Origin of the sequence: Roseobacter sp. CCS2 (genome assembly GCF_000169435.1) — a bacterium.
Lineage (GTDB): Bacteria > Pseudomonadota > Alphaproteobacteria > Rhodobacterales > Rhodobacteraceae > Yoonia.
This window is the reverse complement of sequence record NZ_AAYB01000001.1, coordinates 1091132-1107595: the sequence shown is the minus strand read 5'-3', so window position 1 is coordinate 1107595 and position 16464 is coordinate 1091132. Positions and strand designations below refer to the sequence as shown.

Here is a 16464-nt window from a genome sequence, read left to right as displayed (position 1 = left end):
TGATTCCTTCCAGCTGAGACCCTAAAGCCATTTATACGCCCGATTAAAGGCCTTCGATCAGCGTGATCCCCGGAAATGCCAAGAGCAGTGCAAGCGCAAGAATTTGGAGGGCGATAAACGGCAGAAGCGATTGAAAAATCTCTCCCAAAGAAATGTCAGGTGGTGCCACACTTTTGAGATAGAATGCGGCTGGTCCAAAGGGGGGCGACAGGAAACTGACTTGCATATTCATTGCAAAGACCACGCCGAACCAAACAGGATCATACCCAAGCGAGACGACAATCGGGACAAAGATCGGCATCGTCAAAAGCGCAATACCGACCCAGTCCAAAAACATGCCGAGGACAAACAAGACCGCCATCATAAACAGGATGATGACGATCGGTTCATCCGAAATACCGGTGATCAATTGAGAAACGAAATTGATCCCGCCCATTAGGTTGAACACGCCGACAAGGGCTGTTGCCCCAATGCCGATCCAGACAATCATCCCAACTGTCGCAAGTGTTTGTTGTGCCGCACCAATCAGCAATCCCATTGAGAATTCGCCGCGCACAACAGTAGATAACGTCACACCCAATACCCCAACGGCGGACGCCTCAGTCACGCTGGCAATCCCGCCGTAAATTGACCCAAGGACAAAGAAAACAACAAGACCGGGCAAGAACAGACCTTTGAGAAGACGCAGCCTTTCGGATTTGGGAATTTCGCCCTGTTCAGGGATCGGTGCCATTGCAGGATTAAAATGAACGCGCACCAAAATATACACCACATACAGCCCAGCAAGCATGAGCCCGGGAACAAACGACGCTGTAAACAGGTCCCCGATTGAGACATTCGCCGTCAAACCATAAACGATCAGAACAATGGATGGCGGGATCATGGTGCCCAACGCACCGCCCGCACAACAGACGCCAATTGCCAGCTTGCGATCATATCCAAGACGCAACATTTGCGGCAGGGCAAGCAGGCCAAGTAAGACAACTTCGCCGCCGATAATCCCTGACATCGCAGCCAATACCACCGCAACAAGCAATGTCTGTATCGCCACACCGCCACGCAGACGCCCCCCAACCAGCCGCATGGCATCAAAAAGATCGCGGGCGATACCTGAACGATCAAGGATTGCGGCCATCAGCACAAACATGGGCACCGAGACAAAGACAAACGAATTTACGAAACTGAAAATGCGGCTTGTAATCAGTGGCACGGCCGCAGGACCGAACCAGCCTAACGCGAAAATGAGCGCGACCAACAACGTCACAAACGCAAGCGGCATGCCAGTTAACAGCAGTATCAACAGTGAGGCAAACATCGCAAATGTTGCCCACTCGATGCCCATCGACTTGAGGTCGGTCAAGGCTGTCAGCCACTCCATCTCAGTGGTCCTTTTTCTTGAAATAGGCGATTGTCAGAATAAGGAACTGCACTGTCATTACGATGAGAATGAACAGCAAGAATACCTTCAGCATACCGGGCGTTGGTGGATTCCACGCCGAGCCGGATGTCTCAAGCCGGAAATCACCAGCGGGGGTCCAGATCGCGCGTTCCACACCCTTCCACGCGGCCCAAGCGAAGATACCAGAAGCCAGAAAACAGGTCATTGAAATAGCGATATCGAAATAGCGGCGTATCGGCTTTGGCAGGTAGTCGTAGATCAGGACGACGCGGATATGTGTGTTGCGTGCAACGACGTAAAGACCACCGTAGACAAAGGCGCTGGCCGTCAGAAATATCACCGTTTCATGCGCCCAGATCGTAGGGGCATTCACCACATAGCGTAGAAAAATTTCGATCACGAGGATGCCTGCTGACAGCAGAATGCCAATCGCGAAAACAATCCCGATTGCATTGATGATACGACCCAAAACACCAGAGTGTGGATCAGCGCCCGGATCATCATGCAGGCGATCAACAATCTTTTCGGTCATGGCTATGCCCCTGTTATTATTAAACCCGCCCGCTTACGTGTGCGGACGGGTCTTTGCCTCTTTGATCTATTCAGAGATCATGCCTTGCGCGACAAGATAGCCAGTCAAAACATCATAGACGCGTTGCGCGTTTGCAGATTGGCTTGCAACCTTGCCCCACTCGCCTTGGGCGATTGTGCGGAATTTTGCGCGTTCAGCCGCTGACCAGTTATGCACCGTGATGTTTGGATCTGCGTTCGCTTCAGCCACAGCCAGCGTATCGTTCGCGGCAAGTTTGCCGACCATATTATGCGCGAAGTCGCGGACAGACATTTCAAGGATTGCTTGAATATCAGCGGGCATGCTGTCCCAGGTTGCCTTGTTGATGGACACCTCGACCAACGGCATGGAGTGGAAACCGGGATAGACCGGATGCGTTGCGACATCGTGCATGCCTTGCGCATGGTTGGTTGAAAACACCGTGTAATCGGCAGCGTCAATCACGCCCTTGTCCAGCGACGTGAACACCTCGGACCCGGGCAGGTTAACAGGTGCGGCACCCGCTGCGGCAAACACCTGCTGCACAAGACCTTCGGGTGCGCGCATTTTCAGACCTGCCAAATCATCAACACCATCAAGAGGGACTTTTGAAATGAATGCCTCCAATCCCGGTGTTGTGGCGCCGATAAAGTGCAGTCCATAAGGTTCCAGAATTTCGCGCATCAGCTCGTTACCGCCGCCGTATTCAAGGAACGCGAACATCTCATAAGGTGATGACCACGCGCCGACAGGGTTGGCGATCAGGCCAAATGCGGCGTCTTTGCCGGTAAAGTAAGATGTATCTGTGATGTGACCGTCGATGATACCCGCCGCGACCGCGTCTTGGGTTTCGGTATGTTGTACGATGGAATTAACCGGCAGCATTTCGATGGCGACACGACCATTGGTAAGCGCACTGACACTTTCGGCCCATTCGACTTTCAGTTCATAATTTGGGTTGCCAGCAGGATCTGACGACTGGAAACGCAGCGCAAAATCTTGGGCCGTCGCAGCCGTCGCAAGGCCGATTGTCATAGCGGCGGCAGCGGTAAGTGTTCTGAAGTTTAGTGACATTGAGATACTCCTCATTTTCAATGTTTGGTTCAGGTCCGGTGGTGGTCGAACGCCTTGGAACGCACAGCGCGCTCAACAACATCGTCAACAACGTGCTTTGGGGGGGCGATATCAACGGCCAGTACGTTCTCATCAGGCGTTGGCAGATCCAAAATAGCTATCTGACTGTCCAAGAGTGATAGCGGCATAAAGTGATCTTCGCGCTTCATGATCCGGTCTGCGATAATGTCGCGGTCGCCGTTCAGGAAAACAAACTGAAGGTTTGTGATGCCGTCACGCAGCAGGTCGCGATAGCCCCTTTTCAGGGCGGAACAGGCCATTATGACAGTTTCATCCTGACGGGCCTTTTCGGCAGCACAGGCCAACCGTTCCAGCCAAGGAAGCCGCATTTCATCTGAAAGCGGGATACCATGCGCCATCGCGTTTCGATTTTCCGCAGAGTGATAGTCATCGGCTTCGATGAACCGTGCACTCATGCGCGCGGCAAGCGTGCGGCCAACAGACGTCTTTCCCACGCCACAGACGCCCATGATGACGATCGCGCAATGTTGGCTGTCTGCGGCCATATTGAATCCCCCCGTACATCAACACCTAAATGATTGCGCAATCATTTGTCAAATTCTCTTTTCTTTAGAAGGAAGGTGTTTGTATAATCTTTTGAAAGAAGGACTTACCTTTATGAAGAAACCGACACTGATTGATGTTGGCAAGGAATCAGGAGTTAGCGCAATCACGGTGTCGCGCGCATTGCGTGATCCCGACCGCGTCTCGGTCGCATTGCGTAAACGTGTTTTCGCCGCCATCGAAAAGCTTGGGTATGTGCCAGATGCAGCCGCAGCCACGCTGGCATCGAACCGGTCTTCGGTTATCGCCGTACTGGTGCCTTCGTTTTCAAACTATGTTTTCTCTGATGTTCTGGCAGGGGCAAGCAGCGTTATTGAGGGAACGAAATATTCGATCCAGATCGGCAACACCGGATATAGCGCGCTGACCGAAGAGGCGATGATCCCCAAATTTCTGACGTTGAAACCTGCCGGCATTGTCATCGCCGGTGTCGACCAGACTGAAAAATCGCGCAAGATGTTAAAGGCTGCTGACTGTCCGGTTGTCCAGATCATGGATGCGTCTGACGACCCAATTGATGTCATCGTCGGATTTTCAAACTTTCAGGCCGCAGCACAGGCGGTTGCACATATGGTTGAACAGGGCTTTCGACGGATTGCATTTGTCGGTACGCGCATGGACCCCCGAACCCAACAACGTATGGCGGGATATCGCAGCGTGATGGAAGAACATGGGCTTTTTGATGCCGCGCTTTTGGTGACAACACCGCAAAAGTCCAGCGTTGAGATTGGCCGCCATTTGTTGGGATCATTGCTCGACACAGTTCCTGATTGCGATGGCGTCTTTTGTAACAATGATGATGTTGCCGTGGGCATAGCGCTTGAATGTCATCGTCGTAACATCCGTATTCCACAAAATATGGGTATTTGCGGCTTTAATGATTTGGGTACGACCTCGCAGATGCAGCCAGCGATCACGTCTGTGAACACACCAAGGGCCGAAATTGGCGCGCGTGCCGCGCAATACATATTGGACCGCAATGCCGGTCAGCCGCAGCCGGAAAATCGCAACATAGATCTTGGGTTCGCGTTACAGGTCAGGGCGTCTACTCAAAGAACGGCCTAGTTGATGCGTAGCGTCAACGCGGCGGTGCCGATCAATAAACACATTAGCCGTCAGACTGTGCGAACGGTTTTGCCAGCATTGGTAGGATCAAACCCCATCGTGTGTCTTCCACGGGGCCAACAGGTTCAAAACCCAGTTTCCTGTAAACCGAAATTGCACGCTTGTTATCAGGATGCGGGTCCGTTGCGATCACTGGCGCGCCTGCATCAAAAAGAAACTGCATTCTGGCGCGAATAAACGCTGATCCGTGTCCTGCACCGACCATTGCCGGATCGCCGATATACTGATCAATCCCTCGCGATCCTTTGGGCAGATTTGCAAAATGATGATTTTGCCATCCATGGACAGTGTAGTCCTGCATAAACGCAAAGGCACGCCCGTCCAACATGACGATCCAGCGCGATACACGCGGTTCGTCTATGTCTTTCTGACTATAGGGCGCGTCCATGTCCCACCATTTGCGCACGTGCGGTTGCGCCTGCCACGTCACTAATAAGGGTAGATCATCTATCGTCGCCCGGCGGAATGCGTATTTATCGGATCCCATCACACCGATTATTTAACACGTTCCCCATCGGGAAGGTGCATCAAACAGCAGCGGCGGCCTTTCCAAAGTCGCTCAAGCAACCGGTTCTTACCGTAGGTCCGCAATGACAACGCCGTCACGCGGAAGTTCCCCCGGTGCGACAAGGTGTATATTTGCGTTCAGTTTTAGCACTTCGTTGGTTATCGCCTCAAATGGCTTGCTGTCCGTCTCTTGCGTTTCAAGCTTTATGGTCATCTCGTCACGTTGCCCGTCGTGTGTGACCTCGACCCTTGCGCGCGCGACCGTGGGCATACGGGATACAAGATCGGCGACCTGTTCTGGGCGCACAAACATTCCCTTTATCTTGGTCGCTTGATCTGCCCGCCCTTTCCAGCCAGCCAACCGCTTGTTGGTGCGCCCACACGCAGATGTATGGGGCACAAACGCTGATAGATCACCTGTTGCAAAACGTATCAGCGGATAGTCAGGGTTCAAGGGGGTCACAACGACTTCGCCAATTTCGCCCGGGGCAACAGGATCGCCAGTGCCAGGGGTGACGATTTCCACCAGAACGCCTTCATCGACAACCATCGGTGCGTCCGCGATTGTTTCATAGGCGATGTTTCCCACATCAGCGGTGCCATAACACTGCAAACAGTGAATGCCACGATCTGCATAGGCCTGTCGTACCGGTGGGAACAAAGGTCCACCAGAGACCAGTGCCTTCTTGATCCGTGATAGATCAACGCCCATCTCATCCGCTTTGGCAAGGATTGCACCAAGGTAATCCGGCGTCCCGGCATAGGCCGTCACACCAAGGTCCGCCGCCGCGCGGACCTGTAATTCCGTCTGACCCGGCCCAGCGGCAAAGACTTGTGCACCTACTGCAATGGCCGCACTTTCGAACATCGCGCCAGCCGGTGTGAAGTGATAAGAGAACGTGTTTTGCACCACGTCGCCTGCGCCGATGTTTGCAGCACGCAGCGCACTGCCAAAGCGCCACCAATCGGCACCTTGCCCGCCCGGTTCATAGATTGGACCGGGTGACTGGAATAACCGGGTGATACCCTTTGTTGTGATCCCACCAAACGGCGGATTGGCGGATTGTGCTTTGCTGAGTTCAGATTTGCGCAGCACAGGCAGCTTTACCAGATCTGCTAGCGATGCGATCTGTGCGGCAACGTCAGGGGCAAGTTGTGCTTGCAACTGCGCCAGTTGATCCGCCTCGCGCGCATCCGCTGACCGCGTTTCGCGGGGGTCCAGATTGCTCATGCCAGCCACCTCTTGCGCCTGCGATAACTTCGCACGTCGCGGAACGATTTGCGGCCTTCGTCAGACATGCCCAGATAGAATTCTTTGACGTCGGGGTTGTCGCGCAACTCTGCTGCCGGTCCTTCCATCACGACCCGCCCGCTTTCCAGAATATAGCCGTGATGGGCAAAGCGCAGGGCCACGTTGGTGTTCTGTTCAGCCAGCAGGAAAGACACGCCTTCCTGTTCGTTCAGATTCTTCACAATCGTGAAAATCTCTTCCACCAGCTGCGGGGCAAGGCCCATTGAAGGCTCATCCAGCAAGATCGTTTCAGGCCGCGACATCAGCGCGCGCCCAATAGCGCACATTTGCTGTTCGCCGCCAGAGGTATAGCCTGCCTGACTTTTGCGCCGCTCTTTGAGGCGCGGAAAATAATTATAGACCAGTTCCAGATCATCGTTGACCTTCGCCGCGCCATCGCGCCGCGTATAGGCGCCTGTCATCAGGTTTTCTTCGACGGTCAGGTGTTCGAAACAGTGACGGCCTTCCATCACCTGAATGACACCGCGCTTGACCAGATCAGAGGGCGAGCTGTCTTGCACGCGTTCACCGCGATAGGTGATTGACCCTTTGGTCACTTCACCGCGTTCGGAATGCAGTAGGTTCGAAATGGCCTTCAGCGTTGTTGTTTTACCAGCGCCATTGCCGCCCAATAGGGCCGTGATCCCGCCTTTGGGCACGTTCAGCGACACGCCCTTCAACACAAGGATCACATGGTTGTAGATCACTTCGATGTTGTTGACCTCTAGCAGGGTCTCAACTTTTGCATCGTCCAGCATGGCGCTTTGATCCATCATTTGATTGCGAAGGGAGGGTGGCCCGGCAAAGGGCCACCCAATTAGTGTTTAGAGACAGCCCGGCTCGATGTTGTTCTCAGCAGCGAAAGCAGCCGAGTCCGCGGCGATCAGCGGATCAATCACGCTGTCATCGGGCGCAATATAATCGGTTAGTGCCACCCACTGACCATCAGCCGCATTCCACTGCTGCACGATCCCCAAGCCAGAGCCGCCGTGGTTTTCACATGACACGCTGAATTCCGGCCCAATCTGGGACATCCCCAACTCAGCCATGCGTGCTTCGGTGATTTCCAACGCGGCCATGCCATCACGTACCATTGCGGCGGTTACGTCAGAGACACCGTGGATTTCCTGCGCTTTTGCGATCGCCTCTGCCGCCAGCATCGCGGCATACATGCCGCGTGTGTATAGCACCGAACCCACGTTCGATCCGTCACCGGCGGCATTGCCTGCTTCATGCACAAGCGATTGGATTTCGGCAAACACAGGCAGGCTTGCATCAATCCGGTTCATGTTCAGCGACTTGTATCCATCAGCGCCTGCGCCCGCTGGGGTCACGTCATGCTCGGCCCCGGCCCACCAGTTCCCGATGAAGTTTTCCATCGGGAAACCAATGTTGGCCGCTTCCTGCACGGCCACCTGGTTCATCACGCCCCAGCCCCACATCAGAACGTAATCAGGACGTTCACGGCGAATTTGCAGCCACTGCGATTTTTGTTCCTGACCCGGGTGGTCAACGGCCAGTTGGCTCAGCTCAAACCCGTGCATGGCGGACAGTTCTTCCAATGTGCGGATCGGTTCCTTGCCGTAGGCCGAGTTGTGATAGACCAGCGCGATTTTCTTGCCTGATAGATCACCACCGTTTTCCTCTAGCAGGTAGTTCACCATCACAGATGCGGCATCCCAATAGTTTGCAGGGTAGTTAAAGACCCAGTTGAACACTTCGCCATTGGCAGCGGACGTGCGGCCATAGCCCATTGTGTGGATCGGGATTTCATCAACCGTCGCTTTGGGGATGATCTGATAGGTAATCCCAGTGGACAGCGGTTGATAGATCAACGCGCCTTCGCCCTTGGTGCTTTCGTAGCATTCCACACCTTTTTCGGTGTTATAGCCTGTTTCGCATTCAACAATGCGGATCGGCTCACCACCAATGCCACCATCGCGGGCGTTCAGCAGGTTAAAGTAATCCTGATAGCCATCACTGAAAGGCGTGCCGCCCGCCGCATAAGGCCCTGTCCGATACGATAGGTCAGGGATGACCAGTTCGGCCATCGCTGGTGTGGCGGCAATCGTGCCCGCCAAGGCCATAGCGGCCAGTTTCTTCATTTTCATCGGTTTTCTCCTCCCATAGGTTTTCCGATAGTCGTTTGGGTGTTTTCACCCAGTTCAATGCGGGAACGGCCAAAGCCGTAGTTTCTCTTTCGCCAGCCGCCAAAGCTGCGCCAATCCATGCGGTTCCTTGATCAGGAAGAACATGATCAGCGCGCCAACGATGACCAGTTGGAAATGGGCGACAAGGTCGGTGGGCCAACCCATCACATCAACACCAATCCACTTGAGTGCGACGGGCAGTAGCACAAGAAAGGCAGCGCCTGCAAAGCTGCCGAAAATTGACCCAAGGCCGCCGATGATGATCATGAACAAGACAAGGAAAGATTTCTGAATGCCAAAGGCCTCGCCCACTTCGACGGCCCCTAGATAGACTGCAAAGAACAGCGCGCCTGCGATACCGACAAAGAAGGAACTGACAGCAAAGGCGGTCAATTTCGCCTTCAAAGGGTTCACACCTATGATTTCGGCCGCGATATCCATGTCGCGGATCGCCATCCAGGACCGCCCTAATGTGCCCCGCGTCAGATTGCGTGCAATGATCGCGCAGACCGTGACGAAGAACAGACAGATCAGATATTGCGCCCAAGCGGGCGTGCTGGGTCCGGTCACGGCAACGCCTGCCACCAGACGTTCAGGCGCGCTGATTTGGCCTGAGGCAGAGTAGTTGTAGAACCAGCTGACCTTGTTAAAAAGCCAGACAAGAAAGAACTGCGCGGCCAGTGTCGCCACCGCCAGATAGAACCCCTTGATCCGCAGGCTGGGCAAGCCGAAAGCCGCACCAACCATCGCGGTGATCCCACCGGCTAGCACGATATGGATCATGATGTTCACATCGGGGAACGAGGTCATCAGCTTGTAGCAGGCATAAGCCCCTACAGCCATGAAACCGCCTGTGCCCAATGATACCTGCCCGCAGTATCCGGTCAGAATGTTCAACCCAATCGCCGCAATTGCGTAAATCAGAAAGGGCACCAGCAATGAGCTTGCCCAATAGTCGTTGATCACGAAAGGGATCACCAGCCATGCGACGGCCATTGTGACCCAGAACCCAATCCTGTCCAGCTTGAGCGGGAAGGTCTGGTTGTCCGCGACATAGGTCGTCTTGAAATCACCGGCCTCACGATAGAGCATTAGTCGCCCCCTTCACGCGGATTGTCTTGTTATACACGTTCAATAATCCGCTCCCCAAATAGCCCCTGTGGGCGGAACACCAAGAACAGCAGCGCCAGCACATAGGCGAACCAGTTTTCTGTCGCACCGCCAAGGTAAGGCGCACCAATCAAATACTCGAACAGCTTCTCACCCACGCCGATGATTAACCCGCCGACAATCGCGCCGGGGATCGACGTGAAACCACCCAGCATCAGCACCGGCAGGGCCTTGAGCGCGATCAGGGACAGCGAAAACTGTACACCGGATTTCGCCCCCCACATGATGCCCGCAACCAGCGCCACAAGCCCCGCCAGCGACCACACCAGCACCCAGATGAAGTTCAGCGAAATACCCACGGACAACGCCGCCTGGTGATCATCGGCCACAGCGCGCATCGCGCGGCCTTGCTTGGTATATTGGCTAAAGGCAATCAGCCCGGCCACAAGGATGATCGCGACGACCGTCGCCACCATATCCAGCTTATCTATGAAGAAACCAAAGAAGTCGTCGCCACCAAGGCCTGCGGTGGCGTCCTCGACAAAGCGAGACCCACCCTGTGGCAGACCCACGTTCAGCGTCTTGATATCAGACCCCCACATCAGATCGCCCACCCCTTCGAGGAAGTACGCAAGCCCGATAGTAGCCATAAACAGGATAATTGGTTCCTGCCCAACCAGATGTCGAAAGACGAACCGCTGCACGCACCAAGCAAAGATCACCATAACGATTAGCGTCAAGATAATCGCAGCAAGGACGGGGACGTTCCAGCCAAAATAGTGGATATCCGTTCCAAAGATTGCGTTGATCAGATGGGCAAAGGGCACCTGGCCCGACATGATCCCGGCCAATGTCAGGGCCGAGAACAGGGCCATTACGCCTTGAGCGTAGTTGAAAATACCGGAAGCTTTGTAGATCAGCACAAACCCAAGGGCGACCAACGCATAAAGCACACCCGCCATCAGACCGTTGATGACAACCTCGATGCCGTACAGGAAATCAGCGGACATAAGACGCCCTCCACCAGATGCCAGAATTAATCATGGGCCACCCCCAGATACGCATCAATCACCTCTTGATTATTCCGCACTTCGTCGGGTGTGCCGTCGCCGATCTTGCGTCCGTAATCCATCACGACGACGCGGTCGGACAGGTCCATGACCACGCCCATGTCATGTTCAATCAAGGCGATTGTGGTGCCGAATTCATCGTTTACGTCCAGAATAAAGCGGCTCATGTCCTCTTTTTCCTCGACGTTCATGCCGGCCATAGGTTCGTCCAACAGCAGCAGATCAGGTTCAGCGGCCAAAGCGCGTGCCAGTTCAACGCGCTTTTTTAAGCCATAAGGCAAGCGGCCCACGGGCGTTTTGCGGATCGCCTGAATCTCCAGAAAATCAATGATCCGCTCTACCGCCTCGCGGTTTTCATTTTCTTCGCGCTGGGCTTTACCCGCCCAGATCGCCTGCGCCAGCATGTTGCTTTTGATATGCCCCATACGCCCCGTCATGACGTTATCAAGCACCGACATGCCTTGAAACAACGCGATGTTCTGAAATGTGCGCGCAACCCCTTGGCGGGCCACTTGATAAGGTTTCATCGGCGGGCGTTTCTGACCGCGAAAGTAAACCTCGCCTTCCTGCGGTTTGTAAAAGCCTGAAATCACGTTGAGCATGGACGATTTGCCTGCCCCGTTCGGGCCGATAATCGCACGGATTTCGCCTTCGCGGATATCGAAACTGATCGCCTTGATCGCCTCAACCCCGCCAAAGCGCAGGGTAATGTCGCGCAGGTCCATCATGACGCCGCCGATCTGGCGACCGTCTTCGGTCACGTAGGGCGCATTTTTGTCCATCACCGCTTCGTTCATGCCGCCACCTGTGTTTTCGCAATCACGGTGGCATCGCGGATATCAAGCGTGGCTTTGATCTTGCCTTTGCGCCCATCCTCATAGGTGACTTCGGTTTCGGTATAGATGGTGTCGGACCCATCATAGAGCGCATCAATCAGGTCATTGAATTTCTCGGCAATCACCGCGCGCCGCACTTTGCGGGTGCGGGTCATTTCACCGTCATCAGCGTCGAGTTCCTTGTGCAGTACCAAGAAACGATGGATCTGGCAGGCCGCCAGCATTTCATCTTGTGAGACACTTTCATTCACCGCATTCACATGCGCTAGAACCGTATCCAAAACCTGCGGATGCTGTGACAGTTCCTGATAGCTGGAATAGGCGATGTTGTTCCGCTCGGCCCAGTTGCCCACCGCTGTCAGATCAATGTTGATGAAGGCTGTGCAGCGGTCGCGGCTGGCGCCAAAGACAACGGCCTCTAGGATATTGGGATAGAACTTGAGCTTGTTTTCGATGTATTTGGGGGCAAACATGCTGCCGTCCGCCATTTTGGACACATCCTTGATCCGGTCGATTATGCGCAGATGTCCTGACGTTTCCTCGATAAACCCGGCATCGCCGGTGGCGACCCAGCCTTCGGGGTCTTTCGTCGACGCGGTGCTTTCGGGGTTCTGGTAGTATTCCACAAATGTGCCCGGTGAGCGGTAGAAGACTTCGCCATTGTCCGCGATCTTCAATTCAACACCCGGTGACGGCACGCCGACCGTGTCCGACCGCACCTCACCATCAGGTTGCTGGGTGATAAACACCGTCGCCTCGGTCTGCCCATAAAGCTGTTTAAGGTTGATCCCAAGGCTTCGATAAAAATCAAACAGTTCCGGCCCAATCGCCTCGCCTGCCGTATAGCCAACGCGTACCCTGCTCATGCCAAGCCGATTTTTCAACGGACCATAGACCATGTATTTGCCGATGCGATGCAGCATGCGGTCTTTGAAGCCGACGGGTTTTCCATCCAACAAACGCGGCCCGACAGTTTTGGCATGCTCCATGAAATAGGAAAACATCCAGCGCTTGAACCGGCTGGCATCTTCCATGCGGATCATGACTTGGGTCAGGTGCCCTTCAAAGATTGCGGGTGGCGCGAAGAAGTAAGTCGGACCAATCTCGCGCAAATCGGCGTTCATTGTCTCGGCGCTTTCCGGGCAGTTGACGCAGAACGCTGACCAATAGGCCTGACCGATGGAAAAGATGAAATCGCCGACCCAAGCCATCGGCAGATAAGCGAGCGTTTCTTCTCCCGCGCTCAGATGGTCAAATTCTGAAGAGTTCTTGGATGTCTCGATGACGTTGCGGTTAGACAGGACCACGCCCTTGGGCCGACCGGTGGTGCCAGACGTGTAAAGCATGACGCAGGTGTCGTCATAACCAAGGGCATCGCGGCGTGTGTTCAATTCCTTGGACAGACGCGCCTTGGCCGCGCGACCTTCGTTCTGGATATCGGTAAAGGACGTGATCTCACTATGATCATATTTGCGCATCCCGCGGGTGTCGTAATAGATCACATGGTCAATCCCATGGACCGTTTCCTGCGCCTCAATAATCTTGTCGACCTGTTCCTGATCACCCGCAATGGCAAAGCGCGCACCGCAGTTTTCCAGCACATAAGTCATCTCTTCGACAACAGCGTCCTGATAAAGGGGGACTGGCACAGCGCCCACCGATTGCACCGCAACCATGGACCAATAAAGGGCAGGACGGTTGCGGCCAATAACGGCAACGTGGTCACCGACATTCACGCCCAGATCAAGCAAACCCAGGGCAAGCGCCTCAACCTCGTCGGCGGTTTCAGCCCAAGTCCAGCTTTGCCAGATCCCGAATTCCTTTTCGCGATACGCAGGTTTGTTGCCATATAGCTGTACATTGCGCGCCAGCAAATGCGGCACAGACACAAGTCCCTCTGGCGGGTTTTGATCCGTCATGCATCCTCCCAAACGCAATCCCGAATGACCTTCGATCGTCCTCCCAAAGGTCTTCAGATATTTTTGTGACAGACAAGTTTTACAGAAGTTTATCCGAAATGTTGCGAAACCTTGCAAGCTTTACCTGCTCTTGTGGCGGGCCGCGTTGCTGTTACAGATATGGGATGGCGCATATGTCCGCAAACCACGATACCCTGATCCAAGCGGGTTTGAACCTGATCAAACAGGCGATTTCGATCTATGATCAGGACTTGCGGCTGGTGCTGGCGAACCTGCAATTTCAACGTATGTTTGGTTTGCCTGATGCCTTGGTGAAACCCGGTGGATCGTTCGAAGAAACATTGCGGATCTTGGCAGAACGGGGCGATTACGGAGAGCTTGATGATGTGGACAGCTTTCTGGCTGAACGGGTCGCGCAAGCCAAGGCGTTTGAGCCGCATTATTTTGAACGGACCCGTGCCAATGGCACCACGATTTCGGTAGAGGGCAGCCCGCTTCAAGGCGGCGGATGGGTGGCTGTTTATTCCGATATTACCGAGTTGAAAACACAAGAAGCATTGCTGCGCTCGCGCTCTGCCAACTTATCAGAAGAGCTTATCTCACGGTCAGAGGAGCTTGCCCGTGCGAACCGGACGTTGACCGCAACGGTCACGACCCTTGAGGAAACCAAGCACCAGCTACTGGCGTCGCAAGCCCGGCTTAACCTCACCAATTCCATGATCCCGGCGCATATCGCGCGGGTCAATCGTGACGGGATCTATACTTATACCAATCACAAGCTGAACTCGATCGTGCCTGGCCGCGCAAACGATATCGTTGGGAAACATATGACCGATGCATTGGGGCCAGAAGTTTTCGAAAAAATTTCAGACGCCTTTGCAGCCACTTTGCGGGGTGATGCGCCCGTGGTAGAGTTTGAACACAAGGAAGTGGGGCGGTTTAATCGCGTCGCGTTCACGCCGGACATTGATGAAAATTATCAGGTTGTCGGCGCCTACCTGTTATCGACAAATGTGACCGAACAGGTGCGCGCCCGCCAAGCTTTGGCGCACACGCGCAGGCGGGAACTGGCGGCACAGCTAACCAGCGGGCTGGCGCATGATTTTGGAAACCTGCTGACGATTATTCTGGGTGAACAAGACAGGTTGTCACGACTAAACGGCCTGCCCGAAGAGGCCTTGCAATACATTGAGACCATCAAATCGGCTGCGCGACGTGGTGGTGATCTGATTGCAGGCCTTGGTGAACTGGATACACAACGCACGATCAACACGCGCCTGACCGATTTCAGTAGTTTCATCAAAAAGATGACCCTTCTGGCACAAGCCGCCGTACCTGATCGGATCACTCTTATCGTTGATAATCACGTCACCGCGTCACACTTGATGATAGATGCTGGATTTGCGCAGGATGCCCTTCTTAATCTTGTTCTGAATGCCATAGACGCGATTAAAGGCGAGGGAACCGTGACAATTTCAGTGTCAGTTGATCCCGCAAATTTCCTTACCTTCTGTGTCAAAGACACAGGACCCGGCTTTTCACCTGATGCGCTTAGCAATGCGCTGGCCCCCTTTTTTACGACCAAATCTGACAGGACCGGGCGGGGCCTTGGCCTATCGACGACCTTTGATTTTGCAAGGTCGAGCGGTGGAACTGTGCGGCTGGCAAACTGCGAAACGGGCGGTGCGCAAGTGTCGATGCTTGTGCCGTATCTGCCAGCAAAACCGGTTGTTCCCGGTGTGGTTTTACTGGTCGAAGATAATGTCGACATCCGGCAGACTGTGCGAAGTTACCTGCAACGCATGGGACATGCAGTTGTGGAAACTGACAACGTATCAGAAGCAAAAACACTGGCCTTGGTCGGCGATGTCACTTTCGTTGTCACCGATCTGATACTCAAGACTAGGGATACCGGGTTTGAACTGGCCCAATACCTGCGCGAACGCCGCAGCGATTTGCCAGTCTTGATCATCACCGGGCTACCGCAGGACGATCCGCAATGTCTGGCTGCGGCGCAGGCGTACCGGGTCTTGCACAAACCGTTCGAATTTGATGCCCTGTCGGCGGAAATGCATGAAGTGACACTCACATGAAACCTGCCCCGCTCGTCACTGTTCTTGATGACACCCCGGAAATTCGGAGCATTCTATCTGATGCCCTGGAACAGGCGGGGTTCAGGGTGCGGTCCTTCGGGCGCGCGGCAGATTTTGAACAGGCCTGCAAAACGATAACACCGGATGCCTGCATCATCGACCTTGGATTGCCCGACAGTGATGGCCTTGCCCTTGTTCACCGCTTTGCAAGCCAGTCAGACGTGCCCATCCTGATCATTTCCGGCAGGTCGCGGACACAGGACAAGATTGTGGGGTTAGAGCTTGGTGCTGACGACTACATCATCAAACCGTTCGAGGTCGAGGAAGTCATTGCTCGCCTGCGTGTTATCCTGCGCAGGACAAACGCCGAATCTGTGAAAAGTGACGCCAAGACAGTTCAGTTTTGCGGATGGACGGCAGACCTTAATCTGCTCCAGCTTACAAAAGAAACAGGTGAAAACCAAAGCCTGACGTTTGCCGAGAATGAGATACTGAAAATGTTCCTCGCCTCGCCGAACCGGCTTATTAAACGTGAACAGATCCTCGACTATCTGGGAAGCAGCGCAGATGACGCCTATGACCGATCCATCGACGTTAAGGTGTCGCGGCTGCGTACAAAACTAGGCGATGACGCGCAAAACGCCCGTATTATCAAGACCGTTTATGGCGCGGGTTATATCTTTATCGCTGAAGTGAAAGAGGGATAGCGCGCATGC

The 16464-nt window shown here is 54.3% G+C and carries 15 protein-coding genes; 3 read left to right on the top strand and 12 right to left on the bottom strand.

Translation table 11 applies throughout. From position 1 onward, the window contains the following. Positions 1 to 43: 43 nt before the first annotated feature. From RCCS2_RS05635 to RCCS2_RS05620, 4 genes are all read right to left on the bottom strand, one after another. Positions 44 to 1378 (bottom strand): TRAP transporter large permease, encoded by a 1335-nt coding sequence (locus tag RCCS2_RS05635; protein WP_008232156.1) that lies wholly within the window; start codon positions 1376 to 1378, stop codon positions 44 to 46. A 1-nt stretch (position 1379) separates the two neighbouring features. Next, positions 1380 to 1931 carry a TRAP transporter small permease subunit gene (locus RCCS2_RS05630; protein ID WP_008232155.1) on the bottom strand — a complete coding sequence of 184 codons (552 nt, stop codon included), beginning with the start codon at positions 1929 to 1931 and terminating at the stop codon, positions 1380 to 1382. A gap of 66 nt (positions 1932 to 1997) precedes the next feature. After that, the gene (locus RCCS2_RS05625) at positions 1998 to 3023 is read right to left on the bottom strand and encodes a TRAP transporter substrate-binding protein (RefSeq protein ID WP_037293237.1); all 1026 of its coding nucleotides are present in this window, start codon (positions 3021 to 3023) and stop codon (positions 1998 to 2000) included. Between the two features lie 29 nt (positions 3024 to 3052). Further along, the gene (locus tag RCCS2_RS05620; RefSeq protein ID WP_008232149.1) at positions 3053 to 3589 is read right to left on the bottom strand and encodes a gluconokinase; all 537 of its coding nucleotides are present in this window, start codon (positions 3587 to 3589) and stop codon (positions 3053 to 3055) included. Between the two features lie 112 nt (positions 3590 to 3701). Between RCCS2_RS05620 and RCCS2_RS05615 the strand changes: the two genes are divergently transcribed. After that, positions 3702 to 4712, top strand: coding sequence for a LacI family DNA-binding transcriptional regulator (locus tag RCCS2_RS05615; RefSeq protein WP_008232148.1), 1011 nt, complete (start codon positions 3702 to 3704; stop codon positions 4710 to 4712). Positions 4713 to 4755: 43 nt separating this feature from the next. Here RCCS2_RS05615 and RCCS2_RS05610 read toward each other — a convergent pair whose 3' ends face one another. The 8 genes from RCCS2_RS05610 to RCCS2_RS05575 form a co-directional block, all read right to left on the bottom strand. Next, positions 4756 to 5259: a GNAT family N-acetyltransferase gene (locus RCCS2_RS05610; protein WP_008232147.1), complete on the bottom strand. Its 504-nt coding sequence runs from the start codon at positions 5257 to 5259 to the stop codon at positions 4756 to 4758. 87 nt (positions 5260 to 5346) lie between these two features. Further along, positions 5347 to 6510, bottom strand: a complete 1164-nt coding sequence (locus RCCS2_RS05605) for a phenylacetate--CoA ligase family protein (protein WP_008232146.1) — start codon at positions 6508 to 6510, stop codon at positions 5347 to 5349. After that, a complete protein-coding gene (locus RCCS2_RS05600) occupies positions 6507 to 7328 on the bottom strand; it encodes an ABC transporter ATP-binding protein (RefSeq protein ID WP_156788461.1) in 822 nt (273 codons plus the stop codon). The genes RCCS2_RS05605 and RCCS2_RS05600 overlap by 4 nt, the downstream gene beginning before the upstream one ends. A 66-nt stretch (positions 7329 to 7394) precedes the next feature. Then, complete coding sequence (locus RCCS2_RS05595) at positions 7395 to 8681, bottom strand: ABC transporter substrate-binding protein (RefSeq protein ID WP_008232144.1); 1287 nt, start codon at positions 8679 to 8681, stop codon at positions 7395 to 7397. Between the two features lie 54 nt (positions 8682 to 8735). Then, complete coding sequence (locus tag RCCS2_RS05590; RefSeq protein WP_008232143.1) at positions 8736 to 9812, bottom strand: branched-chain amino acid ABC transporter permease; 1077 nt, start codon at positions 9810 to 9812, stop codon at positions 8736 to 8738. Positions 9813 to 9841: 29 nt separating this feature from the next. Continuing rightward, positions 9842 to 10840: a branched-chain amino acid ABC transporter permease gene (locus RCCS2_RS05585; RefSeq protein WP_008232142.1), complete on the bottom strand. Its 999-nt coding sequence runs from the start codon at positions 10838 to 10840 to the stop codon at positions 9842 to 9844. A gap of 26 nt (positions 10841 to 10866) precedes the next feature. Next, positions 10867 to 11682 carry an ABC transporter ATP-binding protein gene (locus tag RCCS2_RS05580; protein WP_156788460.1) on the bottom strand — a complete coding sequence of 272 codons (816 nt, stop codon included), beginning with the start codon at positions 11680 to 11682 and terminating at the stop codon, positions 10867 to 10869. Between the two features lie 11 nt (positions 11683 to 11693). Continuing rightward, entirely contained in the window at positions 11694 to 13655 is a 1962-nt protein-coding gene (locus RCCS2_RS05575) for an AMP-binding protein (protein WP_008232137.1), read from the bottom strand. A gap of 173 nt (positions 13656 to 13828) precedes the next feature. Between RCCS2_RS05575 and RCCS2_RS05570 the strand changes: the two genes are divergently transcribed. Both RCCS2_RS05570 and RCCS2_RS05565 read left to right on the top strand, forming a co-directional pair. Continuing rightward, positions 13829 to 15748, top strand: coding sequence for a PAS-domain containing protein (locus tag RCCS2_RS05570; protein ID WP_198007008.1), 1920 nt, complete (start codon positions 13829 to 13831; stop codon positions 15746 to 15748). After that, a complete protein-coding gene (locus RCCS2_RS05565; RefSeq protein ID WP_008232132.1) occupies positions 15745 to 16455 on the top strand; it encodes a response regulator transcription factor in 711 nt (236 codons plus the stop codon). The genes RCCS2_RS05570 and RCCS2_RS05565 overlap by 4 nt, the downstream gene beginning before the upstream one ends. Positions 16456 to 16464: the final 9 nt, after the last annotated feature.

Excerpts from the sequence above, each read along its gene's own strand:
- RCCS2_RS05565 (WP_008232132.1), top strand. The coding sequence starts at position 15,745 with ATGAAACCTGCCCCGCTCGTCACTGTTCTTGATGACACCCCGGAAATT.
- RCCS2_RS05570 (WP_198007008.1), top strand. The coding sequence starts at position 13,829 with ATGTCCGCAAACCACGATACCCTGATCCAAGCGGGTTTGAACCTGATC.
- RCCS2_RS05620 (WP_008232149.1), bottom strand. The coding sequence starts at position 3,589 with ATGGCCGCAGACAGCCAACATTGCGCGATCGTCATCATGGGCGTCTGT.
- RCCS2_RS05630 (WP_008232155.1), bottom strand. The coding sequence starts at position 1,931 with ATGACCGAAAAGATTGTTGATCGCCTGCATGATGATCCGGGCGCTGAT.
- RCCS2_RS05625 (WP_037293237.1), bottom strand. The coding sequence starts at position 3,023 with ATGTCACTAAACTTCAGAACACTTACCGCTGCCGCCGCTATGACAATC.
- RCCS2_RS05615 (WP_008232148.1), top strand. The coding sequence starts at position 3,702 with ATGAAGAAACCGACACTGATTGATGTTGGCAAGGAATCAGGAGTTAGC.
- RCCS2_RS05585 (WP_008232142.1), bottom strand. The coding sequence starts at position 10,840 with ATGTCCGCTGATTTCCTGTACGGCATCGAGGTTGTCATCAACGGTCTG.
- RCCS2_RS05580 (WP_156788460.1), bottom strand. The coding sequence starts at position 11,682 with ATGGACAAAAATGCGCCCTACGTGACCGAAGACGGTCGCCAGATCGGC.
- RCCS2_RS05635 (WP_008232156.1), bottom strand. The coding sequence starts at position 1,378 with ATGGAGTGGCTGACAGCCTTGACCGACCTCAAGTCGATGGGCATCGAG.
- RCCS2_RS05610 (WP_008232147.1), bottom strand. The coding sequence starts at position 5,259 with ATGGGATCCGATAAATACGCATTCCGCCGGGCGACGATAGATGATCTA.
- RCCS2_RS05600 (WP_156788461.1), bottom strand. The coding sequence starts at position 7,328 with ATGCTGGACGATGCAAAAGTTGAGACCCTGCTAGAGGTCAACAACATC.
- RCCS2_RS05575 (WP_008232137.1), bottom strand. The coding sequence starts at position 13,655 with ATGACGGATCAAAACCCGCCAGAGGGACTTGTGTCTGTGCCGCATTTG.
- RCCS2_RS05605 (WP_008232146.1), bottom strand. The coding sequence starts at position 6,510 with ATGAGCAATCTGGACCCCCGCGAAACGCGGTCAGCGGATGCGCGCGAG.
- RCCS2_RS05590 (WP_008232143.1), bottom strand. The coding sequence starts at position 9,812 with ATGCTCTATCGTGAGGCCGGTGATTTCAAGACGACCTATGTCGCGGAC.
- RCCS2_RS05595 (WP_008232144.1), bottom strand. The coding sequence starts at position 8,681 with ATGAAAATGAAGAAACTGGCCGCTATGGCCTTGGCGGGCACGATTGCC.